The sequence below is a fragment of the Variovorax nivicola genome, assembly GCF_051216475.1.
Classification (GTDB): domain Bacteria; phylum Pseudomonadota; class Gammaproteobacteria; order Burkholderiales; family Burkholderiaceae_C; genus Variovorax.
Window position 1 is genome coordinate 106,000 of the sequence record NZ_JBPJZK010000003.1, and the last position, 24,818, is coordinate 130,817.

General features: G+C 64.0%; 23 protein-coding genes. 6 read left to right on the forward strand and 17 right to left on the reverse strand.

From position 1 onward, the window contains the following. Window positions 1–635: 635 nt before the first annotated feature. The 4 genes from ACSFBF_RS13230 to ACSFBF_RS13245 form a co-directional block, all read right to left on the reverse strand. Entirely contained in the window at window positions 636–965 is a 330-nt protein-coding gene (locus ACSFBF_RS13230) for a hypothetical protein (protein WP_435467595.1), read from the reverse strand. Between the two features lie 169 nt (window positions 966–1,134). Beyond that, complete coding sequence (locus tag ACSFBF_RS13235; protein ID WP_435468774.1) at window positions 1,135–1,749, reverse strand: response regulator transcription factor; 615 nt, start codon at window positions 1,747–1,749, stop codon at window positions 1,135–1,137. 5 nt (window positions 1,750–1,754) lie between these two features. After that, window positions 1,755–3,929: an ATP-binding protein gene (locus ACSFBF_RS13240; RefSeq protein ID WP_435467597.1), complete on the reverse strand. Its 2,175-nt coding sequence runs from the start codon at window positions 3,927–3,929 to the stop codon at window positions 1,755–1,757. An 81-nt stretch (window positions 3,930–4,010) separates the two neighbouring features. Beyond that, a complete protein-coding gene (locus ACSFBF_RS13245; RefSeq protein WP_435467599.1) occupies window positions 4,011–7,562 on the reverse strand; it encodes an indolepyruvate ferredoxin oxidoreductase family protein in 3,552 nt (1,183 codons plus the stop codon). 268 nt (window positions 7,563–7,830) lie between these two features. Here ACSFBF_RS13245 and ACSFBF_RS13250 point away from each other — a divergent pair, with 268 nt between their 5' ends. The 6 genes from ACSFBF_RS13250 (at window position 7,831) to ACSFBF_RS13275 (ending at window position 11,642) form a co-directional block, all read left to right on the forward strand. Continuing rightward, window positions 7,831–8,718, forward strand: a complete 888-nt coding sequence (locus ACSFBF_RS13250) for a LysR family transcriptional regulator (RefSeq protein ID WP_435467601.1) — start codon at window positions 7,831–7,833, stop codon at window positions 8,716–8,718. Window positions 8,719–9,154: 436 nt separating this feature from the next. Next, window positions 9,155–9,424, forward strand: coding sequence for a hypothetical protein (locus tag ACSFBF_RS13255; protein ID WP_435467603.1), 270 nt, complete (start codon window positions 9,155–9,157; stop codon window positions 9,422–9,424). A gap of 265 nt (window positions 9,425–9,689) precedes the next feature. After that, entirely contained in the window at window positions 9,690–9,971 is a 282-nt protein-coding gene (locus ACSFBF_RS13260; protein WP_435467605.1) for a hypothetical protein, read from the forward strand. A 101-nt stretch (window positions 9,972–10,072) separates the two neighbouring features. Further along, window positions 10,073–10,531, forward strand: coding sequence for a hypothetical protein (locus tag ACSFBF_RS13265; protein WP_435467607.1), 459 nt, complete (start codon window positions 10,073–10,075; stop codon window positions 10,529–10,531). 126 nt (window positions 10,532–10,657) lie between these two features. Continuing rightward, a complete protein-coding gene (locus tag ACSFBF_RS13270; RefSeq protein ID WP_435467609.1) occupies window positions 10,658–11,074 on the forward strand; it encodes a hypothetical protein in 417 nt (138 codons plus the stop codon). Between the two features lie 178 nt (window positions 11,075–11,252). Continuing rightward, entirely contained in the window at window positions 11,253–11,642 is a 390-nt protein-coding gene (locus ACSFBF_RS13275; protein ID WP_435467611.1) for a hypothetical protein, read from the forward strand. Between the two features lie 139 nt (window positions 11,643–11,781). Here ACSFBF_RS13275 and ACSFBF_RS13280 read toward each other — a convergent pair whose 3' ends face one another. The 13 genes from ACSFBF_RS13280 to ACSFBF_RS13340 form a co-directional block, all read right to left on the reverse strand. Further along, window positions 11,782–12,108 (reverse strand): hypothetical protein, encoded by a 327-nt coding sequence (locus ACSFBF_RS13280; protein ID WP_435467613.1) that lies wholly within the window; start codon window positions 12,106–12,108, stop codon window positions 11,782–11,784. Between the two features lie 240 nt (window positions 12,109–12,348). Continuing rightward, entirely contained in the window at window positions 12,349–12,879 is a 531-nt protein-coding gene (locus tag ACSFBF_RS13285; RefSeq protein ID WP_435467615.1) for an energy transducer TonB, read from the reverse strand. A 565-nt stretch (window positions 12,880–13,444) separates the two neighbouring features. Next, complete coding sequence (locus ACSFBF_RS13290) at window positions 13,445–13,669, reverse strand: hypothetical protein (RefSeq protein WP_435467617.1); 225 nt, start codon at window positions 13,667–13,669, stop codon at window positions 13,445–13,447. An 83-nt stretch (window positions 13,670–13,752) separates the two neighbouring features. Beyond that, window positions 13,753–14,085 carry a DUF6572 domain-containing protein gene (locus ACSFBF_RS13295; protein ID WP_435467619.1) on the reverse strand — a complete coding sequence of 111 codons (333 nt, stop codon included), beginning with the start codon at window positions 14,083–14,085 and terminating at the stop codon, window positions 13,753–13,755. Window positions 14,086–14,128: 43 nt separating this feature from the next. After that, window positions 14,129–14,686 (reverse strand): hypothetical protein, encoded by a 558-nt coding sequence (locus ACSFBF_RS13300; RefSeq protein WP_435467621.1) that lies wholly within the window; start codon window positions 14,684–14,686, stop codon window positions 14,129–14,131. A 908-nt stretch (window positions 14,687–15,594) separates the two neighbouring features. After that, window positions 15,595–16,485 carry an NAD(P)-dependent oxidoreductase gene (locus ACSFBF_RS13305; protein WP_435467623.1) on the reverse strand — a complete coding sequence of 297 codons (891 nt, stop codon included), beginning with the start codon at window positions 16,483–16,485 and terminating at the stop codon, window positions 15,595–15,597. Window positions 16,486–16,494: 9 nt separating this feature from the next. After that, window positions 16,495–17,943 carry an aldehyde dehydrogenase family protein gene (locus tag ACSFBF_RS13310; RefSeq protein ID WP_435467625.1) on the reverse strand — a complete coding sequence of 483 codons (1,449 nt, stop codon included), beginning with the start codon at window positions 17,941–17,943 and terminating at the stop codon, window positions 16,495–16,497. 23 nt (window positions 17,944–17,966) lie between these two features. Next, window positions 17,967–19,367: an amidase gene (locus ACSFBF_RS13315; protein WP_435467627.1), complete on the reverse strand. Its 1,401-nt coding sequence runs from the start codon at window positions 19,365–19,367 to the stop codon at window positions 17,967–17,969. A 4-nt stretch (window positions 19,368–19,371) separates the two neighbouring features. Further along, complete coding sequence (locus ACSFBF_RS13320; RefSeq protein ID WP_435467629.1) at window positions 19,372–20,865, reverse strand: ABC transporter substrate-binding protein; 1,494 nt, start codon at window positions 20,863–20,865, stop codon at window positions 19,372–19,374. Between the two features lie 48 nt (window positions 20,866–20,913). After that, complete coding sequence (locus ACSFBF_RS13325) at window positions 20,914–21,729, reverse strand: ATP-binding cassette domain-containing protein (RefSeq protein ID WP_435467631.1); 816 nt, start codon at window positions 21,727–21,729, stop codon at window positions 20,914–20,916. After that, entirely contained in the window at window positions 21,726–22,721 is a 996-nt protein-coding gene (locus tag ACSFBF_RS13330) for an ABC transporter ATP-binding protein (RefSeq protein ID WP_435467633.1), read from the reverse strand. Before ACSFBF_RS13330 ends, ACSFBF_RS13325 begins: the two co-directional genes overlap by 4 nt. A 5-nt stretch (window positions 22,722–22,726) precedes the next feature. Beyond that, entirely contained in the window at window positions 22,727–23,608 is an 882-nt protein-coding gene (locus ACSFBF_RS13335; RefSeq protein ID WP_435467635.1) for an ABC transporter permease, read from the reverse strand. Further along, a complete protein-coding gene (locus ACSFBF_RS13340) occupies window positions 23,605–24,555 on the reverse strand; it encodes an ABC transporter permease (protein WP_435467637.1) in 951 nt (316 codons plus the stop codon). Before ACSFBF_RS13340 ends, ACSFBF_RS13335 begins: the two co-directional genes overlap by 4 nt. Window positions 24,556–24,818 lie beyond the last annotated feature (263 nt).

Consider the following 24,818-nt stretch of genomic DNA (forward strand, 5'->3'; position numbering starts at 1 on the left):
AACGTTACGTCGTCTTCATCTGGTGCTTGCCCAAGATACGGCGATGGAAATCTCGCAGGTACTTCGTAGACGCCCAGCCTGCTCATGTGGCGTCTGACCAACCATACAACCCGGTAGTGCTCGGAGATGCTGGACTCGTCAGTACTCGGCGGGGGATAGGGCCCAGCTAGTTTTTTCTTGTGTTCGATTGCCCAAGGTGGAGGCTCACCCGACTCGATAAACGCATATAGACCTCTCCAAGACTCAGGCTCAGGCCAGATCTCCCGATAGCGGTGGCGGTCTCTTTCATTCAGCGCTAGGAAAAAATTTCGCCATTCACCCCAATACGCTTCACCCCAGCCCATGCGCCACCCGATGCTGCCCCATGGGATGTCAGGATGCTTGACCCATAGCGGCGGCTTTCCTGGAGTCATATTTCTGGATTAGTGAGTTGGAGTGGCTAGTAGATCGATGCTTCGAAGTCGGCTCCTGGCAGAAGTCTAGCCTCCGTGCCGGAGAGACGGGATGGCCACCGGAGCGTGAACTGTCGGTCTCTAGCGCGCTTGCGAAGATGTCCACAATGGCCCCCTTATCGGTCAGGGCCTGTCCGGGCCGCAGGACAGACATCTTCGCGGCCGTGAGTTCGCCAAGAAATGTCAGGTCTTGCCGTCAGCCCGGCTCAGCTTCAGCCGGCGAATCTCGGCGAGCTGGAACCTGAAGGCATCTACCGCTTCCTTGGCCTTGGGCTCCCAGGTGTCGGTCTTCATGTGCGCGAGAACTGCCTCCAGCGCATCACCGAGTTGTCCAATCTGCCGTCCGTAGCTTCCCACGTCATCCAGGATCTGCTGCTCCAGAGCAGGGTCTGACGACTTGCCCATATTGATGTTGATGAACCCAAGCTGCCCATTGGCAATCTTGGTAAACCAAGTCCAGGGGTTGATTTCCTGGCGCACATTGCCGGAGAGCGGCAAGTAAAAGTTCGGCATAGGAGTCCTCCTGCGCAACGCGACTGGCTGCTGCGATGAGGCCAAGCAAGAAGCTCGCCGAGCCACTTCCGGTCGGGTCGCGACAGATATGCTCCGACGGTCGAATCAGGACGAGGACGGGATGACAAACATCGCTGGACATGTCGGCCCGCCGGCCGCCTTCAAGGCGCTACAGCGCGTGTTCCCGCAGGAACCGATCCAACTGATGGCTGTTCGCCAGCCCCAGCTTCGCGAACACGTGCGCGCGGTGGGTTTCCACCGTGCGCTGTTCCAGCGGCGCGAGCTCCAGTGCGATCTGCTTGTTGGGCTTGCCCTCGGCCACCAGCCGGGCCACCTGCATCTCGCGCGGCGTCAGCTTGGCCCATAGAGCCAGTGCGGCCTGGCGAGCCTGCCGGCGCGCGGCGATCTCGCCGGCCTGCTCCAGGGCACGGGCGATGCTGTCGAGCAGGCGCTCGTCGTTGCAGGGCTTTTCGAGCCAGCCGAAGGCGCCGTTCTGCACCGCCTCGACCGCCATGGGTATGTCGCCGTGGCCGGACAAAAAGATCACCACCAGCGGGCTGTCTTGCGCGCGCAGTGCATCGAACACCTGCAGGCCGCTCACGCCGTCCATGCGCAGGTCCAGGATCACGCAGCCTGCGCGCTGCAGGTCGGCGCCGGCCAGAAAGGCTTCGCCCGAGGCAAAGGTCTGCACTGCGTAGCCGCGCGACAGCAGCAGCAGGCCCAGCGAACGGCGCACAGCCTCGTCGTCGTCCACCACGCACAGGTTGTTGGCAAGAGCGCTCATGGCGTTCATGGGGGTGAGATTTCCAGTTCGAGGGTGAAAACTGTGCCACCGCCAGCCCGGTTGGCAAAGGACAGCCGGCCGCGATGGGCCTCCACGATGGTGCGGCAGATGTTCAGCCCCAGCCCCAGCCCGCCGGTCTTGGTGGTGAAGAAGGGCGCGAACACCTGCTCGGCCAGCGCGGCGTCGATGCCCGGACCGCGGTCGGCCACGCGGATGTGCATGCGTTCTTCGAGCACCTCGGCCTCGATCTCCACCAGCCGCTGCTCCGGCGGCGTGGCTTGCATGGCATGCAGGCTGTTGGACAGCAGGTTCAGCAGCACCTGTTCGAGCAGCACGCGGTCGCCGCGCACCTCGGGCAGCCCTGCCGGTATGCGAACTTCGGCGCGCGCCTGGCGCATGCGCATCTCGCCCTGCAGCAGCGCCAGCGCGTTGCTGACCAGCGCCGCCACCGCGCAGTCTTCGGTGCCGGCGGTGCGCTGGCGCACGAAGCCGCGAATGCGCCGCACGATCTCGGCGCTGCGCTGGGCCTGGGCCATGGTCTCGTCAAGGCTGCTCACCAGCAACTGCTGGTTGCCTTGCTCTGCAAAAGCCTTGGCGGCGCTCGCGAAGTTGCTCAGCGCCATCAGCGGCTGATTCAGTTCGTGGGCCAGCGTCGAGGCCATCTCGCCGAGGCTGGCCAGGCGCTGGGCGTGCTGCAGCTGCTCGTCGTTCTGGCGCTGGCGCAGTTCGGCGCGCTTCTGCTCGGTAATGTCCACCACCGAGCTCATCCAGCCGCTGTGCTTGCCGTCGGCGTCGATCAGCGCGGCGGTGTAGACCATGGTGATCACCTCGTGCCCATCGCGGTGCCGCAGGCGCGACTCGAAGCCCGCATGCGCGGGCTCGCCGCTCATCATCGCGTCGTATTGGCGCCAATGCAGCGTCACGTCGTCGGGGTGCCAGTAGGGGTAGGGCGGCAGCCGGCCGAGCAGCTCGTCGGCGCCGTAGCCGGTCATTTCGCAGAAGGCCAGGTTGACGTAGATGATGCGGCCGTCCAGGTCGCGTGCGCGCATGCCCACCAGCAGCGAATCTTCCATCGCCTTGCGGAAGGCGTGGGCCTCGTCGAGTTCGTGGGTGCGCTCGCGCACGCGCAGTTCCAGGTCGCGCCGTGCGTCGCGTTGCTCGGCGAAGCGGCGTTCGCGCAACTGCCAGTACAGGCCGCCCAGCAGCAGCAAGCTGGCGCACAGCAGGCCCAGCATCCAGGCGCGCTCGCGCGCGCGGGTGACTTCGGCATGGTCGGCCATCACCGTCAGTGTCCAGCCGAGGTCGGGCAGCGGCTCGTCTACGGCGAGGAAGCTGCGCGACTGGCCGCCGAGGTTCGTGCGCACCAGATAACCGGGCTCGCCCTCGTCGCGCTCCACCTTCCACGGCAGCATCGGAAAACTGGTGCGCGCACCGTATTGCTGGTCGCGCTGCACGCGATCGAGTTCGGCGGTGCGCAGGGGTCGCGTGGCCTGGTATGTCCACGGCTGCACCGAGCTCAGGAACACGATGCCGCGCGCATCGGTCAGCAGGATGGGGTCGCGCGCGAAGGTCCAGGCTTCCTGCAACTGGCGCAGGCTGACCTTGACCGTCACCACGCCCAGCACCGCGCCGCCGTCCGGCCGCACCGGCACCGAGATGAAGAGCCCAGGCTCGCCGGTCGTCTGGCCCACGCCGTAGAACAGGCCGTTGTGCCCCGCGCGAGCGTCGATGAAGTAGGGCCGGTTGGCATACGACTGGCCGACGAAGGTCTGCGGCGTTGCCCAGTTGCTGGCTGCCAGCGTGAGGCCTTGCAGGTCGATGAGGTAGAGCACGTCGGAGCCCGCCTGGCGGTTCACTTCCTCGATGTAGCGGTTGGCGCGCTGCTTCACCGCCGCGTCTTGCGGATGAGTCAGCGCGGCCAGCACGTCCGGATGCAGGCTCGCCGTGAACGGCAGATAGCTGTACTTGCCGGCGGCGTCGCGCAGGCCCAGCACGTGGACTTCCATGGCGCGGCGGATCGAGTCGGCCTGGAAGTTCGCCTCGCGGTTCGCGGCCCATTGGGCTGCGAGGCCGATCAACAGCAGCGCCAGTGCGAGTGCGGCCGCCCATGCGGCTGCCGCGCGGTAGCGGCGGCGCGGGCGGGTTGGGGGTGGCGGAGGAGCGGGCGTGATTGGCGGCATGGAAGACAGGGGCCGACCGGCGCGGCGATCAGAATTTTGCCCTGATCGCCGGAAGGCCCCCGAATGCCGCTAGCGCTTGGCTCAGGCCGCCACGGGTTGCGCCTGCTCCGTGGCCCGCGCGCGGGCGGCGGGCGCCGCGTCCAGTTGCTTTGCCAGCGCGCCCCATCGCACGCGCGCCGACACCACGCTCTCTTCCTTCACATGCCCGAAGCCGCGGATCTGCTCGGGCAGCCGTGCCAGCGACAGCGCGGTGTCGAAGTCGATGCGATCGAAGCGCGCGAGCAGGTCTTCGACCATCGCGCGGTAGTCAGCGATCAGCTGCCGCTCCATGCGCCGTTCGGCCGTGCGGCCGAACACATCGAAGGCCGTGCCTCGCAGGCCGCGCAACTTCGCGAGCAGGCGGAACGCGCCCATCATCCAGGGCCCGAAGCTCGTCTTTACCGCGCGGCCTTCGGCGTCGCGGCGGCCGAGTAGAGGCGGGGCGAGGTGGAAGCGCAGCACCGGCTTGCCTTCGAACTGCTCGCCCAGCTTTTCCATGAAGCGCTTGTCGGTGTACAGCCGCGCGACCTCGTACTCGTCCTTGTAGGCCATGAGCTTGAAGAGACCCGATGCGACGGCCTTCGCCAGCAGGGTGCTGCCGCGCTCGCGCTGTTCGACCACGCGCACGCGCTCCACCAGCTCGGCATAGCGCTGCGCATACGCCGCGTTCTGGTACGACGTGAGAAACGCGGTGCGGTCTGCCACCAGCGCCTCGAAGCTCTGCGGCCGCTGCAGCGCCACCACCTTCGAAGGCGCGGCTTCGCGCGTCACCGCCGCAAGATCCAGTGCCGCCTTGCGGCCCCAACGGAAGGCTGCCTGGTTCGCCTTCACGGCCACGCCGTTGATCTCGATGGCCTTGTTCAACGCCTCGGCGGACAGCGGCACAAAGCCCTTCTGGAACGCAAAGCCCAGCAGGAACAGGTTCGCCGCAATCGCATCGCCCATGAGTCGCGTTGCAAGCTGCGTCGCATCGATGAAGTCTGTGCGGCCCTCGACCGATTCCTCGATCAGCGCGCGCACCTGCGCGGCCGGAAACTCCCAGTCGGGCTGTTGCGCGAAATGCCCCGTCGGCTGCTCGAAGGTGTTGACCAGCGCGTAGGTGCGCCCCGGCCGCATGCGCGCGATGGCGTCGGGCGCGCCGGCCGTGAGCATGTCGCAGCCCAGGATCAGGTCGGCCTCGCCCGTGGGAATGCGCTGTGCCTTCAGCTGCGCCGCGTCGCGCGCGATGCGCACGTGCGACGTTACCGAGCCGTTCTTCTGCGACATGCCCGTCATGTCGAGCACGCTCACGCCTTTGCCTTCGAGGTGCGCCGCCATGCCGATCAGCGCGCCGATGGTGATGACGCCCGTACCACCGATGCCGGTGATGAGGATGTTGTGCATGCCTTCGAGCGCGAGCGATGCCGGATCGGGCAGGGCGGCTTCTTCCGCCGAAGCCTTCGCCGCCACCGGCGCCTGCTTGCGCGGCTTCACGCCTTCGACCGTCACGAAGCTAGGGCAGAAGCCCTTGATGCACGACTCGTCGGCATTGCAGGCGCTCTGGTCCACGCTGCGCTTCAAGCCCAGGTCGGTCTGCTTGGGCAGCAGTGCGGTGCAGTTCGACTGCTCGCCGCAGTCGCCGCAGCCTTCGCACACCGCGTCGTTGATGAACACGCGCCGCGCAGCCTGAGGAAACTCGCCCTTCTTGCGGCGGCGGCGCTTCTCGGCCGCGCACACCTGGTCGTAGATGAGCACCGACACGCCCTCGAACTCGCGCAGATCGCGCTGCACCGTGTCCATGTCGTCGCGGTGGTGCACGGTGAGCACGAAGCCGTCGCGTTCCGGCGGCAGCACGCTGCGGTCGGCCCAGCGCGTCGGGTCTTCGGCCACCAACGCAAGGCGCTTCACGCCCTCGGCCGCCATCTGGTGCGTGATGCGCGGCACGGTGATGGGGCCGTCGACCGGCTGCCCACCCGTCATCGCGACCGCGTCGTTGTAGAGGATCTTGTAGGTGATGCTCACGCCGGCAGCCACGGCCGCGCGGATGGCGAGCGAACCCGAGTGGTAGTACGTGCCGTCGCCGAGGTTCGCGAACACATGCTTGCGCTTGGAGAACCACGCCTGCCCGAGCCAGGGCGCGCCTTCTCCGCCCATGTGCGTGGTCGTCTTGTTGTGCTCGGGGTAGATGGCCGTCGCCATCACATGGCAGCCGATGCCCGCGAGTGCGAGACTGCCCTCGGGCACCTTGGTCGAGGTGTTGTGCGGGCAGCCCGAGCAATACCAGGCCGGCCGCGAGGGCGTGGCCACGGCTTTGCCGAGCACCACGTCCTTCGCATCGAGAATGGCCAGCCGCATGCGGATGCGGTCGCTGGTGTGAAAGCGCGCCACGCGAGCCGCGATCACGCGTGCGATCTGCGCCACCGAGAAATCGGCCGTCGCCGGCAACAGCCAGCGGCCGCGCGGATGCACCCATTCGCCCTGTTCGTCGAACTTGCCGATCACGCGCGGGCGCACGTTTTCGCGCCAGTTGTAGAGATGCTCCTTGAGCTGGTACTCGACGATCTGGCGTTTTTCTTCCACGACCAGGATCTCTTCGAGCCCGTCGGCAAACTCGCGGATCGAGTCGGGCTCCAGCGGCCACGGCATCGATACCTTGAACAGGCGAATGCCGATGCGCGCGGCCTCGTCTGCATCGATGCCGAGTTCTTCCAGCGCTTCGAGCACGTCGCGGTACGACTTGCCCGAGGCCACGATGCCCAGCCGCGCCTTTGGCGAATCGATGGTCACGCGGTTCAGCCGGTTGGCGCGCGCATAGGCGATGGCGGCGTAGATCTTGTAGTCCTGCATCAGCGCTTCCTGCTTGCGCGCCTGCACGCCGAGCGTGTCGGTCGACAGGCGCGCGTGCACGCCACCGGGCGGAAACACGAAGTCCGAAGGCAGCCGCGTGTGCACCTCAAGCGCGCCGGCCGGTATGGAGCCCGACGATTCGACTGTGTCGGCCAGTGCCTTGAAGCCCACCGGCAGCCCCGCGAAGCGCGACATTGCGAAACCGTGCAGGCCCAGTTCGATGTATTCCTCCACGCTCTGCGGATAGAGCATCGGGATCATCGAGGCGGCGAACAGGTGGTCGCTCTGGTTGGGCAGCGTGGAAGAAGACGCGCCGTGGTCGTCGCCCGCCACCAGCAGGATGCCGCCGTTGGGCGAGGTGCCAGCGTGGCTCATGTGCTTGAACACGTCGCCGCAGCGGTCCACGCCGGGCGCCTTGCCGTACCACATGGCAAACACGCCATCGACCGCGCTCTCGCCGGTCAGGTGCACCTGCTGCGTGCCCCAGACGGCGGTGGCGGCCAGTTCCTCGTTCACGCCGGGCAGGAACTTGACGGCGTTGGCCTCGAGCTGCGGCTGCGCCTTCCACAGCGCTTCGTCCAGGCCGCCGAGCGGCGAGCCGCGGTAGCCGGAGACAAAGCCCGCGGTGTTCAGCCCCGCCTTCTGGTCGCGCCATTTCTGCACGAGCATGAGGCGCACCAGCGCCTGGATGCCGCTGAGGTAGATCCGGCCTTCGGTGGCCGTGTATTTGTCGTCCAGCGCAACGCTGGCCAGTTCGTGGGATGCCATGACTGAAAAAGACTCCGGGTAGGACTCGTTGGAATGCGGGCGTGGCCCCGGTAGAGGGCCGGCTCGCGAGATGCCTCGCCGGGGTAAACGGCGAGGCAGCAACGATTCTTCCGCCTTGTCTTCTGAAAGTGCTTCTTCGTTTTGGCAAAGCGCAGCGCTTTACGGAAGATCTGTCTTTTGCAGGTGCGATCGACCGAAAGGATTTCGGCGGGCTCAAGGCCTCCCGCTGGCCCGACAATGGCGGCCCCCGCAGCACGACGAGAACCCGATGAGACCCGACCTCGATTCGCTGGCGCTTTTCCTGCGCGCCATTGAGCACGGCAGCCTGTCGAAGGCCGCCGCCGAGAGCCACATGGTGCTGTCGGCCGCGAGCCGCCGCCTGTCCATTCTCGAAGGCCACCTGGGCGTTGCGCTGCTGAACCGCACCTCCAAGGGCGTGACGCCCACCGGTGCCGGCGAGTCGCTCGCCATGCACGCGCGCCAGATCCTGCGCGACGTCGATCGCATGCGCGCCGACCTCTCCGACTACGCGCAGGGTGCCACCGGCCGTGTGCGGCTGCACGCCAATGCCTCGGCCATGGGCCAGTTCTTGCCCGACGACGTGGCGAGCTTTCGCCAGCGCTACCCCGAGATCCGCGTGAGCGTGGAAGAGCACCGCAGTGTCTACATCGTGCAGGCCATTCGCGACCGGCAGGCCGACGTGGGCGTCATCACCAGCGAGGCGGCCGACCCAGCGCTCAACTTCATTCCTTACCGAACCGACCGGCTGGTGGCCATCGTGCGGCAGAAGCATCCGTGGCGCGGGCGCGATGTGTCGTTCGAGGAACTGCTCGACTTCGATTTCGTGGGGCTGGAAGACGACTCCGCCATTTCCCGCACGATGGAAGACGCCGCCATGAGCGCGCGCAAGGTGCTGAAGCTGCGTGTGCGCGTGAAGAGCTTCGAGGCGGTGTGCCGGATGATCGAAGCGGGCATGGGCGTGGGCATCTTGCCCGAGGGGGCTGCGGTGACTTATCGCAAGGAGATGAAGCTACGCTTTATCAACCTCACCGACGCTTGGGCTTCGCGCCGGATGTATCTGTGCACGCGGCAGGAGGCGTTGAGTTTTCCGCAGCGCCGGCTTGTCGATCATTTGCTGGCGCGGGGGATGCCTTAGGGCTCGGGGTCGGGTTCGGGTTCATTCAGGGCGACGCTCACGCCGACGGGGTACCTTGCTCCGCGAATGTCCTCCACCCTTCGGGCTCCCCCTTTATTTCGCTGCGCAAGGTACCCCATCGGCGTGAGCGTTCAGAGCCGCTGCGGAAGCTGCATTTGTTGGCAGTCTCCGCGACTTCGTGCTGTAGCAGCGGCTACTTTGCCGGGTTCTTCTCTAGAGTGAATGCCCCTGTCACTCGATACCCCAACAAGGGGAGAAGAAAGGCGCACACACCAAGCCACCACCGAGATGTTTGAAGGCTGCTTGCCTCGCGGCAGGTTGTCGGTGCGAAAGCAGCGATGCAGATGCGAGGTATCAAAAGGCGACGGCCAGGGCGTTATCAGCACCCCAGCCGTCTAACCAAGTTCGTGCAACACCTACGAAGGACCGCACAAAAATGGCTACCAAGACTATAGCCCGGCCTCGCACGCCGGTAGCTTCCGAAGACAACGCCCAAGACCCGGCGGATCTTCTTGAAAACACCCTCTCTCAGCTTGAAGCTCTACTGTGGGTCTGCCATGGGGAAGAGATCGACTGGTGCAGCGGGGATGGGCCTCGACAACTGGACAACCTGCTTTGGCTTGCGGCTGAACTTGCTCGCAAGGCTGGAGAGCTGTTTCAGGTGAGCGAGAAGGCGCGACGCGCAGCGCCTGAGACCTGCGGCTAGCGGCCGGTCTGCGGGCCGCGGGTTTCGCGGCCCGCCTGGCGAACGCGATTCTTCCGGGCACGACGGTTGAAGCCCTCGCAGTGGAGCGAATTCGGCTCGGTTGAGGTTGCTTGTGGGGCAGGCCTCGGTGGCAGCTATGCGCTCCATGGTGATCTTCGACAGACAATGCGGGCGTTCGCTTTGCAAGGCGGATTGTCGTTGGCCGAAGTTAGACTTCAGAGTTCGCCCAAGAGCGGACATTTGGCAAGCAGGAAGTATTCTCGCTATGACTCTCGACGATTTTGCTGAAGTTACTCAGCGCATCATTGCAAAGCAGGGGTTCGCCGACTTCCACCCTACGGCTTGCTTTCCGAGTCGGCGTGAAGTCCGCGTTCTTTCGGAACTGCCGTCCGACCAAGATGTGGAGGCCTCTTCGATGGATTGGGCTCGCGGCTTAGTCGAACCCGATGAAGGTTTCCTAGTCGCAGTCAAGGTCAGTAGCGCGAGCTTCAAGGTCATCCGTGTGGTTGGTGCGACGACTGAGAGTCGGGTCTTCCGAGTCGAATAGGCAGCAGTCGGCCAGAAGTGGCCGCTCAGCACTGCACACAGATTTGACGAAGTGAATCCTTCGATCTTTGTGATTCGCACGAAAAAAACGGGAAATTCACGATGGGTTTGAGCCTAAATTTCGTCGACAACGGCACTGAGCACAACGATATCGTATTGGAGTGGACAGGACAGACTTGGGTTTGCGATTCCTATTATCTAGCGCTTGATGACTACCTGCAGCCAGAAGTCGAAGACGCAGCGAAGACTCGAGCCGTCCTGTGGCGAGTGTTGGAGCAATGGCTGGAAGTGCTAAACGATCTGCGCGTCGATGAGATCGCCTTCCTGCCATATGACTTCTCGGACCAATACACCGGTTGGCTGCGCTGCACTCGTCGCCAAGATGGATTCCTAGTTGCGCGAGGTTGGTCCAACGTCGAAGGGTGGTCTTTCGCTCCATCAAGAGTCGGTGGTCTGCTGCGCAACCTTGACGGATTCCGCACCGATGGTCCGTCTGTCGAACTGCCTACAGAAGAACTCTTGGAATCGATTCGTAAGTCTATGTCCCGTGTTGCGAGCTAAGAGGACACCAGAAGTGGTTGGCCTTGTGAGTTGTCGGTAATGACTGCATGTGCCAAGAACGGACAGCTGCTTTGGGGAGGTTTGAAAGACCGCTCTCGGCTCGCAACGATGGCGGCTTAGGGCCCGATGCTGCGGCACAATCAGCCGGACCGTGAGGCCGCACCCGGCCACAACCAGACATTGCCCAACCCAATGCTTTCACTTCGTATTGATCAATTCGAGTTCACCGATCCCGGCAGCGAAGAGTCGCTCGAGATCGATGTATCGGGTAAGTCAAAATTTCCGCATCCTGATGTGAAGGCGTTTGTCGGATCAACTGTCGGCGCCTCCTGTGCGCTGGTGCTCGCTGAGCCGATGCCTTTCTATCGCGTGACGGATAGGGTGCGCGTTAGCGAATACCTCAAGCGCTTTGCCAAAGTCGACGTGCCGCCGCATTGCGATTGGCCCACCTACTTGCTCTCAAAGGATTCGTGGGACGAGACGCACCTAGTCATATCCGGGCCGGCATCGTTCATCCGCTACTGCTGGTCGACAAGTGCGTAGCGGACTGTGATTTCATGGACTTCAACCAAGAGCTGTACGACCAACGAGTACAAGGACAGCATCGACTTTGTGGTGCGCACAAGGGGACCGTTGCGCCAGTGGAAGACTACAGGCGGCCAAGAGCAGTCCTTCGCTGCTGCAGCGATTGAGTATCTGGTCTGGTGCCAACAATCGAATCATGAAACTGTCGATCGCGCTTTTGCCGGATTTTTCATACACGTCGGGCGGGTTGTCACTGCCGTTTCTTTATCAATTGAAATTCGAGAAGGCAGTTGTGCTGCATGGCCCTATCCATGTCACGGCATGTCTTCTCGTTAATAGTGACGACAGTATTTGCGCGGGGTACACCCAGAACATTTCCAGCTTCCTTCCCGGTGCAGAGTTCGTCGTCCCGCCGGGAAGGGAACTGGTTCTGGCCGCCGATGTGCTGGAGGATCAGGATGGACCGAGTGAACTAATCAGTGGGACGTATGAACTATCGGCAAAGGTTCAAATGCGGGCGCAGGTAGAAGGTAGTTCGAGTCGCTTCTATGAGTTGAGATCTTCGCGCCAGATCCTGCTGTCATAAGGGGAGCACGCACGAGATCGCAGAAGCAAGCCAAAGCCGGGCCGGATGTTTTCTAAGTGGCCGCTTTGGAGCAATGCTTACAGCCGCTTAGGGCCCGAAGCGGCTGTACGCCTTGCTCCGAAGCGGACATCCAATGTGCTCAGCCCAGTGACGTCAGCGCCTTCGAAAAGGCTTGCATGGAAGCCATCTCGAAGCTCCCTTCGTTCGAATCGGTTTGATGAAATGAGCCCGCCACCACGCGGACAAGCAGGCCATCGGGGCTGTACCCATCGAACTGAGCATCAGCTTCGAACGACCGTCGGACACCCCGGTAGACGGCGTCCTTGAACATGTCTGGAATCTGTTCCGGCAGCACCTCCCAGTTGAACGACAGGTTGGCACCGGACGAAGCCTCGACGGACAGCACGACGTGACCGTACCGATGGAGTCCACCGGATTGGCGCACGATTCGACCTTCCCCCCTCACGGGGGCAGGAAAAAGCAGCTTCTTGATCGCTTCGTATGTCCGTTCATGGCCGCTATAAGCAGTAAGGGGGCGTCAATCCGAGAAGGTGCGAGGCCCTCCCGAAAATTGCCAATGCGCCGGTGAAATCTTTTTATGGTCGTCGGAATGCCCATTCCATGTGTATGTGTGATTGCCGACTAGTTCCGTCTCAAGATGCACTCTCACGTATGTGAAGTCGAGCATAGCTACCGCAGACCTGAATTAACGGGGATGCCACCTTGCATAGAGATCGACAAATGCAACCGAAGGCGGCGATTCGGAAGACCAGTTGATCTGAGCAAGCGCGGTGGATTCTGTCGGCTTGCCATCTCTTATTCCTGGTAGAAACTTGCACATGCGGATCGCGGCCAGGGAGGCCGCATCCAGATCGGCATCTCCAGTGGTGCGGTAGATGGTGATGCTTTCCACCACTCCGCCCACTGACACACCCATCTGAGCACTATACGTTGCCGTGCTTGAGCTTACCGAGCCTGCTGGGCGGACCAATGTGCCGCAGCTTCCCGCGACATTCGTTGGCGGGTACTGATTGATTGGCTCCATCCGTCTCATCTGCTGCCCAAACGCCGCGAAGTGAACACACAGCGCAAAGAGAATCGCCAGTTGTGTAAGAGATGAAGACGCATTGCGCGCCGCAACGAACTCCTGCAGGGGTATCAAGGCCATGGCCTTTTCGCACGCTTGACGGCCTGCATTGAGGCCATTCCAGTTCCTCACAAATTGCGCTGCGTTCATTCAAGGAGGCCTGCTGGTTGAAGGGCCGGTTGCGGGCGAATTCTGCTTCGTCGCTGAGCGGCCAGTCATGGCCGAAACATGCGCTTAGCCTAGGCGCTCTGGTGGGACTTGAAATCTGATACTTGATACGTACCATTGCACGCTCCGCAGGAGCAGTTCAGACGAATCAGACGCTGAGAACTCTTGACCCTCAGTGCAATGTGCTGTCTGCACAAGGGGCACATATGCAGAGACTTGTGGCCGGATCTTTTGTACGTTTGCAGGATTGATGCGACGACCGGGGCCACGTCTACCTGTCGCTTGACAGATTCAGCAGGGTCTTCTGGTGCAACCCGCCTGATGAAGTAAATCACGACCGCCAAAAAAAAAACGATACCGATTCCGAGGCCTAGCAAGAACATCTGTTCTCTCATTTTCGACGGCTCGTGTATAGGATAGGTCTCACAGCATGGATCCAGTTCGAGGGTTATCAACTCTAGCCGCCGCGAAGCGGCTGCACGGCACCTCGAAGGAACTGGATGCTCGTGATGACTTCCGCTTTTGGCCGGCAGGCGTCATTTTTGATTCACCCACATGAGTGCAAGAGCTTGCTCAGAATTCCTCGCTCTTCATCGCTGAAAAAGCCCTCCAGGTCCTCGAAGTCGCCTTCAATGAAGTGCTTTTGCATGTTTCTAAGACTTGCTCTCAGCAGGAGTAGTAGCCCTTTGGCGTCGTAGTCATAACCTGGCCCGCTGAAGCCTACCCAGTCCTCTACAAAGTTCAGCAACTCATCGCTGGTTTCGAAGTGCATATTTCGCTCGAATGACTGGTTGTGGACTAAGTTTTCCCAACGGAGCGACCGACCGGTTCTGGCCGACTGTAGCCTGTGAACCCCTACGCAGAATCATCGGCGTAGCCGTCCGTAGACGGAGCCTGACGCAAGGTTGCGCCGTAGTTTGCGGTGACGGCTTCAGCCTGCTTTAGGAAGCGTGTCGCATCCTCATTCGGCCGAAATTTCGTGTACACATCGATGACCAACGGGCGGCCTTTGGCGTTTGGGTATGAGACATAGATTTCACCAGACTCGACGAAGCCAAGGTACACGTTGATTTTGTCCTGCAGGAGACGGAGGTGGTTGGTGTCCCAAGGCAGGTGGTCGAAGATGCCCAGATGAACCTCGCCGGTCTCCTTGTCGGTGTCGACGGTTGAGGTGTTTTCGACGGTCATCAGGAGGCTCGCGGGAAGGTCCAGTTGTGGCCGAGTTCCGTCCTTAGGGACCGTCCGGCACGCGAGGCTTTTTGCCATCGACTTGGATAAGTATGGACTCATCGACCTCAACGATTTCGAATCGATTCCCCTCGCGTTCGTGGACTTCGCCCGACAAGAACCGGATGACAGACGAGTCGACCCTTAGGAGCAATTCAATGACGCTGTTCGCCGCGTCCCGACGAAGCTCCAGCACTTGCATCGGTCCCTTCGGCAGTTCGACGAGTTCTCTCACTCTGTAGATTTCCGCAGCTGGGGTGGTCAGTCGTGATGATGCGTGTGATCCTGAAATCAGGTAAAGCCCATGGACGCCGGTCCCATCCTCGTGCTGCGAAAGCAACGTGAAGTTGCGTCTATCAGCCAGGCTTATGACGACTTCAATCATTTGGAGATGCGGCACCGCCGGGTGGCTCCACTGAACCTCGCCTGGCCGGAAGGATTCCTGCCCCGTGTTGTCTAGCACCCATGCACCGCTCTCGGAGAGAGCCATCTCGCAGCCTGCCCAGCTGACAACGACATGCCCGTCAAGTTCTGAAAGTGAGTGCGGTCGTGTGTTTTCCATGGTTTCAACTGGCCCGGCCCCGGCCCCGGCCACGTCGGCTTCTGGCCGAGTGGCGTCTATGACTCTCGGTGCCAATGAATGAACACGGCATTGGCACGTGAACTCAGCAGTAACACATGCCCAAAACAATGCTCGCATCCATTTATGACACGAAAGCACTCGTCTATCGGCGTCAAAAAATTGATCGTCGCGACACTTTTCACTCCAACAAGATCACGCCGAATGGTTTCTAGAATGCCGTGTAGGCGGGCCGGGTCTGTCGCCTCTATTTGAGCTCGCAGGGGTTCAATGGACTGGTCAGCGCTAAGGCATGATGCCCAGAAGGTGTCGAGTTCATGCTTGGATGCGACCGTGTTCTGCAAGACACGAACATAGCCGGACGCAGTTTCTACTTCTACCCTTAACAGAACGCGGTCGCTTCCCGCGGAGGGAGGCTCAACTGCCTGGAGGAGGATCTGATCGGTGCGATGAGTTGCACTCATGAGTTGAAGTGGTGTGGGCTATTTAGAGATATTCAAGTTTGCTTGCACTGCGCTATTGCCCGGTTTTGGCCGATAGTACTCGTCCGCGCGCGCCCTATCGAACGACAGAAAACCAGTCTGAAGCGAACATTAAACGCAGTCATGCCAATGCCGGCTGTGGTCGACGCCGGCCGTTCAGAGTTCTGCTTGTCCAGCGCCCGTCTCTCGCAAAAGCTCAGTGATGCGCCCGCGCATGTTCATCTGCAATCCGCCGCAGCGGTCGAACCGCAAACGCCACAGCCGCGCTCATCGTGCGCAGGGCATCGGGTGCTCCCCGCAGCGAAATAAAGGAGGAGCCCGAAGGGCGGGGGACATTCGCGGAGGGGAGTACCCGGTGTCCTGTGCACGCGCCCTGAACAACGGCGGCGCACAGAACACAACAAGAAATCAGCGCAGCGCTTCGACCAGATCCAGCACCATCCGGTCAGGTCCGAATTTCTCGACACCCTGAGTCAACAGCGCATCGACAGCCTGCGCAATGCCATGACTGGAAGAAGACTGCTCCGCCATGTCGTTGTAGTACCCCAGGTCCTTCTTGGCATTGGCCATCGAGAACTTCAGCGAATCGGTGCTGCCCGTCAGCAGCTTGGGCTTGACGCGTTCCAGCGCCACGCCGTTGCCACCGCCCTTGGCGAGCACATCGACGAACACATCGGGCTTCACGCCGGCACGCTCCGCGCAGGCAGCGGCCTCGCACAGCAGCGCCACGGTACCCAGCGACACGAAGTTGTGCAGCAGCTTCATCGCGTGGCCCGCGCCGATACCGCCCACGTGCGTGACGTTCTCGGCAAAGCAGCGCAACAGGGGCAGGCACGAGGCCAGCACTTCGGCATCGCCACCCACTAGCAGGTTCAGGCGGCCTTCGGCGGCTTCCTTCGCGGTGCGGGTCATGGGCGCGTCGATGAACTTGCCGCCCTTGGCGCTCACCGCTTCCGCCACCTTGGCGGTGGAGGCGGGAACGGCCGTCGAGCAGTCGATCACCACCGTGCCGGGGCGCAGCGCAGTCAATGCACCCTTGTCGCCGAGCATCACCGCCTCGACCTGCGGCGTGCCGGTAACGCAGAGGATCAGCACGTCGACCTGCGCGGCCAGCGTGGCCACATCTTTCACCGATGTGGCGCCGGCCTTCAGCAGGCCGTCGATGGGCTGGTTGCCCGCGTGCTCCAGCACGGTGAGCTGGTGGCCGTGCTTGACGATGTTGCTGGCAATGCCGTGGCCCATCAGGCCGACGCCGACGAGGCCGACTTTGCGCGGCGTTTGCTGTTCAGTGGTTGTCATGTGTTGTCTTCATCCGTGCTTGATGGCGATGGTCTTGAGGGTCGTGAATCCGAGCAGGGCCTCGAAGCCCTTCTCGCGGCCGAAGCCGCTTGATTTCACGCCGCCGAAAGGCAGTTCTACACCACCCGCCGCACCGTAATTGTTGACGAAGACCTGGCCACAGTGCAGCTTGTGCGCCATGCGCAGTTGGCGCGCGCCGTCGCGGGTCCACACGCCAGCCACCAGGCCGAAGTCAGTGCCGTTGGCCAGGCGCACTGCCTCGGCCTCGTCGGCGAAGGGCATCACGACCAGCACCGGGCCGAAGATCTCGCGTTGCGCCAGGTCGCTGTCGTGGGGCACGTCGCGGAACAGCACCGCCTCCTGGTAGTAGCCGGTGGCCGATGCGTTGGGCGACACCGTGCCGCGCGCTGCCACCTTCAGGCCGCTGGCCTCGGCCGTCGAGACCATGTCGCGCACCTGGCGAAACTGCTTCTCGTTGATGAGCGGGCCCATGTCCAGGTCTTCGGCCGGCGTGCCCGCGCGCACGGCCGTGAAGCGCTTGGCGAGCCGCTGCACCACCTCTTCGTAGACCGACTGTTCCACCAGCACGCGGCTGCCCGCTGAGCAGGTCTGGCCGGCGTTCTGGATGATGGCGTTGAGCAGCACCGGCTCGGCTGCGTCGAGGTCGGCGTCGGCGAACACTATCTGCGGCGACTTGCCGCCCAGCTCCAGCGTCACCGGGCAATGGCGCTCGGCTGCAGCCAGGCCCACGCTGCGGCCGGTCATGGTGGAGCCGGTGAAGGAGATGTGGTCGATGCCCGGGTGCGCGCACAGCGCGGCGCCGGCTTCCTTGCCGTAGCCCGTCACCACGTTGAGTGCACCGGCCGGAAAGCCCACCTCGGTCGCGATCTCGGCCAGGCGCAGCAGCGACAGGCTCGCGTCTTCCGCCGGCTTCACCACACAGGCGTTGCCCGCGGCGAGCGACGCGCCCACGCTGCGGCCCGCGATCTGCATCGGGTAGTTCCAGGGAATGATGTGGCCCGTTACGCCGTGCGGAATGCGCACCGTCAGCACGGTGTAGCCGCGCTCGTAGGGCAGGGTGTCGCCGTGCAGCTTGTCGCACGCACCGGCGTAGTACTCCATGTAGCGGGCCAGCGCGGTCGCGTCGTTGCGCGCCACGCGCAGCGCCTTGCCGGTGTCGCGGGCTTCGAGCTGGGCGAGTTCTTCGTGGTGCTGCATCACGGCGGCGCCCAGCTTGGCGAGCAGGCGGCCGCGCTCCAGCGCGGTCATCGCGCCCCAGGGGCCGTCGAAGTTCTCGCCCATCGCCTTGCGTGCGGCGCGCACGGCCGTGTCGACGTCGGCGGCGGTGCCGCGCGCGATCTGGCCGAATTTCTGGCCGTCGCTCGGGTCGATCACGTCGATGGTGGCGTTGCCTTCGGACGGCACGTGGCGGCCGTCGATGTAGTGGGTTGCGCTCATTTGATTTGTCTCCTTGCGGCCGGTTACTTGGGTTCCGGCCAGGGGTGTTGTGCTTCGCGGATCTGCTCGAAGGCGCGGCTGAACTGCAGCACGCCCAGGTCGTCGAAACGGCGCCCGGCAATCTGCAGGCCGATGGGCAGGCCCTCGGCCGAGTAGCCGCAGTTGATCGAGGCAGCAGGCTGCTCCGACATGTTGTAGGGCACCGTGAAGCCAATGTGCTCCATCGACAGCAGCGGGTTGTTGGTCGGCGAGGCATGGTCCGCTGGCGCGGGCATGTTGGGCGACACCGGCGAGATCACGAAGTCGTAGCCCTTGGTGGCAGCAACGGTGGCCGCGCGCGTGGCGATGAACTGGCTGTAGGCCTCGAAGATGTGCTCGCCGGAGAACCCGGCCGCGCTCTCGGCCCAGGTGCGGATGTACGGCAGGATCTTCGCGCGCTTCTCGGCGGGCATGGCCTGCGTGTCGATGAACGAGCGCATGCGCCAGAAGTGGTCCATGCCCTGCAGCATCTTCGGCGTCATGAAGGGCTTGATTTCTTCGATCAGTGCGCCGGCAGCCTCGATGCGCTTCGCCGCGCGGCGCACCGCCTCCGCGATCTGCGGGTCCAGAGGCAGGCCGCAGCCCGCGTCCATGTGCAGCGCTACGCGCTTGCCCTTGATGAACGACGGATCGACTTCGAAGGCCGCCCAGTCGATGCCCGGCGCCGGCAGTTCCGAATAGTCGCGGTCGTCGGGCTGTGCGACTGAGGCCATCATCAGCGCCGAGTCGGCCACCGTGCGCGTCATCGGTCCGGCGCAGCGGCCCATGTAGGGCGTGCTCAGCGGAATGCGGCCGAAGCTGGGCTTGAGCGTGTAGATGCCGCACCAGCTGGCCGGCAGGCGCAGCGAGCCGCCGATGTCCGTGCCCACGTGCAGCGGGCCGTAGCCCGCGGCAGCCGCCGCGCCCGCACCCGCGCTGGAGCCGCCCGGCGTGCGCGACAGGTCCCACGGGTTGCGCGAGAGCTCATGAAAGCTCGACAGGCCCGACGACAGCATGCCCAGGTCAGGCATGGTGGTCTTGGCGACCAGCACCGTGCCGTCTTCCTTCAGGCGAGCGGCGGGCGGGGAGTCTTGCGTCATCGGCACGAGGTCGTAGGCGGCGGTGCCCAGCGGCATCGGGTCGCCTGCGGTCGCGAGGTTGTCCTTGATGGTCACGGGCACGCCGTCGAGCGTGCCGCGCGGTGTGCCGGCCAGCCAGCGCGCCTCGGAGGCGCGCGCCTGTTCGAGCGCAAGCTCGGGGCGGAACAGCCACGTCGCGTGCAGCTCGGGCTCGTACGCCGCGATGCGCTCGTTCACTGAACGCGCCACTTCCACTGGCGAGAGTTCCTTGGCGGCGTAGGCCGCGTGCAGCTCCTGCACGCTCAGGGAGTACAGGGGCTTGGTCATTGCATCAGCTCCACGAGATTGCGGCCAGGTCGTTCACCACGATCGGCATGCTCGGCCACAGGCCCTTCACTTCCTTGCGCGCGATGGTCGGGAACACCGCCTGGTAGAGGAAGCCATTGACCGCATCGGTTGCCAGCTGGCGCTGCGCCTCGGCCAGCAGGTCGGCGCGGCGCTTCTTGTTCTCTTCGTTCTGGATGGTGATGAACAGGTCGCGGAATTTCTTCGAGTCGTAGCCCCAGTAGTAGTCGGGCTCGGTGTACTTCACGAGGTCGAAGGGCTCCACGTGCGCGACCATCGTCAGGTCGAAGTCGTGCGCGCCGCCGAAGGTGCCGCTGAGCCACTGGGCCCACTCGACGTTCTGGATCTTCACGTTGATGCCGATCTGCGCCAGTTGCGCCGCGATCATCTCGCCGCCCTGGCGTGCATACGAGGGCGGGGGCAGCTGCAGGCGCAGTTCGAGCGGCGTCTTCACGCCGGCCTCGGCCAGCAGCTTCTTCGCCTTCTCGATGTCGAAGGGGTTCATCGCCGTGGTGTCGATGAAGCCCGGCGCGCCCAGGGCGTAGTGGCTGCCGATGGGCCTGCCGAAGCCGTCCGCCGCACCCTGGACGATGGCGTTGCGGTCGATGGCCGCGAGGATGGCGCGGCGCACGCGCACGTCGTCCAGCGGCTTCTTGCGGTTGTTGATGGTCAGAATCACCTTGCCGCGCGTGCCCACCTCGATCACCTGGAAGCGCGGATTGCCCTTGAACTGGCTCACCGAGCGGGTGCCGGCGCGCGGGAAGATGTCGATGTCGTTCGACAGCAGCGCGGCGGTCTGCGCGGCCGTGTCAGACATGAAGCGAAAGACGAACTTCTCGGTCTTCGCAAGGTTCGGATCGCGGTAGGTCGACGACTTCACCAGCGTGCACGAAGCGCCGCGCTGCCACGCGCTCAGCTTGTACGGGCCGGTGCCCACCGGCGCAGTGACGTTGGTCTCTGCACTCTTGGGCTCCACGATGCAGGCGGTCGATTGCCCCAGCATGAACGGCAGGTCGGGGTTGGGCAGCGTGCTGTTCACGCCCACCATGTACTCGTCGAGCACCACGGTGCCGATCTCGCTGAAGAAGCGCTTGTCCTTGTTGGTGCTCTTGGCATTGCCCGCACGGTCGAACGAGAACTTCACCACCGACGCGTTGAAGGGCTGGCCGTTCTCGAAGCGCACGCCCTTGCGAAGCTTGAAGACGAAGGTCTTCATGTCGGGCGACGACGTCCAGCTCTCGGCCAGCATCGGCGTGACGGAGCCGTCGGCGTTCACCTTGGTGAGCGTCTCGAAGATGTTGTACTGCGTGATCTCCGCGATGGCCGATGCGGCGCCGCTCGTCGGGTCCAGGCCTGGCGGTTCGAGCGGCATGCCGATCGTCAGCGTGTTCTTGCCGGCCTGGGCGCGCGCCTGGGGCAGGAAGACACCCGGGATTGCCGCGGCCATGGCGGAAGTCATGAGTGTGCGTCGCTTCAACATTCGATAGTTCCTGGAGGTGAGGGTGGAGGAAAGGAAGGCCTTGTCCGGCTAGCGGGACGGCGTGTGCAGAACGGCGGAGAGCAGGGTGCGCGTGTATTCGTGCTGGGCGTGCTGGAACAGGTCGGCCGGGCGGCCCCGTTCGACGATGCGGCCCTTGAAGACCACGCAGACCTCGTCGCACAGGTGGTTGACCACCGCGAGGTCGTGGCTGATGAGCAGGTAGCTGATGCCGAACTGCTGCTGCAGGTCCTGCATGAGGTTGAGCACCTGGGCCTGCACGGACACGTCGAGCGCACTCACAGGCTCGTCGGCCACGATGAGCTTGGGGCGCGTGATGAGCGCGCGTGCGATGGCGATGCGCTGGCGCTGTCCGCCGGAGAACTCGTGCGGGTACTTGTCCATGTCGGTGGTGCGCAGGCCGACCGCTGCCAATGCTTCGGAAGCACGCTCGCGCTGCACGGCGCGGCTGGTTTCGGCCAGCGCTTCGAGCGGCTCGGCGACGATGCGCGCCACGGTCTGGCGCGGGTCGAGCGAGCCGTACGGGTCCTGGAACACCATCTGGAAGTCTCGCCGCGCGGTGCGCAGTTCGGCTTTCGACAGCGCATGCAGGTTGCGGCCTTCGAGCGAGACGGTGCCCGAGGTGGGCGTGTCGAGCGCCATCACGAGGCGCGCGATGGTCGACTTGCCCGAGCCCGATTCGCCGACGATGCCTACGCTCTTGCCGGCTTGCACCTCGAAGCTCACGCCGTTGAGCGCCTTCACGGTGGGCGGCGGGCCGAAGAGCTTTTCGCGTGGCAGCGCGTAGTGGCGGTAGAGGTTGTTCACGGCCAGCAGGGGCTGGCCGGCGGTGGTGGGCTTGCTCATGCGGTGGCCGCCTTGGCATTCAACGCGGCGATTTCGCCTAGCCGCAGGCAGCGCACCGTGTGGTCGTTCGGCAGCATCGTGGCCTGGGGCCGCGTGCTCTGGCACAGGTCGATGGTGTGGGCGCAGCGGCCCGAGAAGGCGCAGCCCCGGGGCATGTCGACCAGCTCGGGAACGCTGCCGCGAATGGTCGGCAGGCGGCCGGCACGCACAGCCCCGATGGCGGGCCGCGCAGCGAACAAGCCGCGTGTGTAGGGATGCGCACGGCCGGCGAAGACCGTGTCGGTCGGGCCGCTTTCCACCGCGCTGCCGCCGTACATCACGAGCATGCGCTGCACGCTGTTGGCGATCACGCCAAGGTCGTGCGAGATCAGGATCAGCGCCATGCCCATTTCCTTGACCAGGCCCTGGATCAGGTCGAGCACCTGCTTCTGGATCGTCACGTCGAGTGCGGTGGTGGGTTCGTCGGCAATCAGCAGGTCGGGCCCGCAGGCAAGCGCCATGGCAATGCCGATGCGCTGGCGCTGGCCGCCGGAGAACTGGTGCGGATAGGCGTCGAGGCGCGAGGCGGCATCGGGAATGCCCACGCGGTCGAGCAGGCTCAGCGCTTCCTTGCGCGCCTGCGCCTTCGTCAGCCCGCGATGCAGCTGCAGCGGTTCGCCGACCTGGCGCGCGATGGTGTGCACCGGGTTCAGTGCAGTCATCGGCTCCTGGAAGATCATGCCGATGCGGTTGCCGCGGATCTGGCACATCTGCTTTTCTGGCAGGCCGACGAGCTCTTGCCCGTCGAGCTTGATGCTGCCCGCGACCTTGGCGCTCGATGGCAGCAGGCCCATGAGCGACATCACGGTGATCGACTTGCCGCAGCCCGATTCGCCGACGATGCCCAGCGTTTCGCCGCGCTCCAGCGAGAAAGAAATGCCGCGCACGGCCTGCGCCGGCCCGCGCTGGGTCTGCAGGCCGATCTGGAGGTTGTTGACTTCGAGGAGGGGCATGGCGCTTACCGGGCTCTGGCGAGGCGGGGGTCGAGCAAGTCGCGCAACCCGTCGCCAAGGAGGTTCAGCCCGAGCACTGCGAGGGCGATCGCCATGCCGGGGAAGACGGCCAGCAGCGGCTGCTGGAACATGAGGGTCTGTGCTTCACTGAGCATGCGGCCCCACGAGGGTTGCGGCGGCTGCGTGCCCAGGCCAAGGTAGGAGAGGGCAGCTTCGGCCAGGATGGCGATGGCGAAGCGGATCGTGATCTGCACGATCAGCACGGCCGAGATGTTCGGTAGCACGTGCTGCATCGTGATCGCGAACGGGCCCTTGCCGCAGGCGCGTGCGGCGGCGACGTACTCGCGCGACCAGATGGCGTTGGCTGAAGCCCGTGTGATGCGCGCGAAGGTCGGGATGTTGTAAATGCCGATGGCCACGATGGCATTCACGATGCCTGCGCCGAACACGGCGGTCATCATGATGGCCGAGAGGATCGCGGGGAAGGCCAGCGTGAAGTCCGACAGTCGCATCACCGCCTCTTCGACCCAACCGCGCTTCGCAGCCGCGAGCAGGCCCAGCGCGGTGCCGACCACCAGACCAATGCCGACCGCGATCACGCCCACGAGGATGGATGCGCGCGCACCGACCAGCAGCAACGAAGCCACGTCGCGACCGAACGCATCGGTGCCAAGCCAGTGCGAAGCCGAAGGGGCCTGCATCTTGTTCGGCATGTCCATCGCGTAGGGCGACCAAGGCGTCCACACGAAGGACACGAGGGCGGCCAGGAGCAGCAGGGCGGCCAGCACGCCGCCGATGACGAAGCTGCGGTGCTTCAGCGCGCGCTGCCAGAAGCCGGGGACCTTGAGCGCCGCGGCGCTTGGACTTGGAATGGCAAGGGTGCTCATATGTCGCTGGCCTTGATGCGCGGATCGATCACGGCGTAGAGCACGTCGACCACGAAGTTCACGATGACCACCATGGCCGCCAGCAGCATCACGCAGTTGCGCACCACGATCAGGTCGCGGTTGCTGATGGCCTGGAAGATCAGCCGGCCCAGGCCCGGCAGGTAGAACACGTTCTCCACCACGATGGTGCCGGCCAGCAGCTCGGAGAACTGCATGCCCATCACGGTGATGACGGGGATCATGGCGTTGCGCAGCACGTGGGTCCACAACACCGCGCGCTGCGAGACACCTTTGGCGCGGGCGGTGCGCACGAAGTCTTCGCGCATCACTTCGAGCACCGCCGAGCGCGTGATGCGTGCGAGGATCGCGGCTTGAACGACGGCCAGTGACAGGGCAGGCAGCAGCAGCGACTTGATGCCCGAGAAGATGCCTTCGCCCCAGCCTTCGAAGCCGCCTGCAGAGAACCACTGCAGCTGCACCGAGAACACGAGGATCAGCAGGATGGCGAACCAGAAATTCGGGATCGCGATGCCGACCTGGGCCATGCCCATCAGGCCGACGTCGCCGAGCTTGTTGTGGCGGGCAGCGGCCGTGACGCCGACGAGCAGCGCAATCACGACGGTGAGGGCCATCGCCAGCATGGCGAGCGGCACGGTGAGCGCGAGGCGTTCGAGGATCAGGTCGAGCACCGGCGAGCTGTAGGCATAGCTGTCGCCGAGGTTGCCGGTGAGCAGGCCGCCGATCCAGTGCCAGTAGCGGGTCCATGCGGGCAAGTCGAGGCCCAGCTTGGTTGCCAGCGCTGTCACGGCTTCGGGCGAAGCATCCGGCCCCATCAGCATCTGTGCTGCATTGCCCGGAAGAATTTCCAGAACTAGGAACACGATGATCGAGGCGCCCACCAGGGTGCCGATGAGCGTCAGCGTGCGTTTCAGCAGGAACAGGCCCATTTCAGTGACCTCGCTGTTGGTTGTGTTGCGGGATGCTCCTGTTCGGGGCGTGTGCGAATGACACCGGGTACTCCCCTCCGCGAATGTCCCCCGCCTTCGGCTCCTCCTTTATTTCGCTACGGGGAGCACCCGGTGCCATTCGCACATGGGCGCAGCGCTCATGTGAGCCGATCAACCTCCGCGGCCATCGATCACGTCGATGGTGTGCTCTGCGCAGCGAAATAAAGGAGGAGGCCGCAGGCCGGGGGACATTCGCGGAGCAG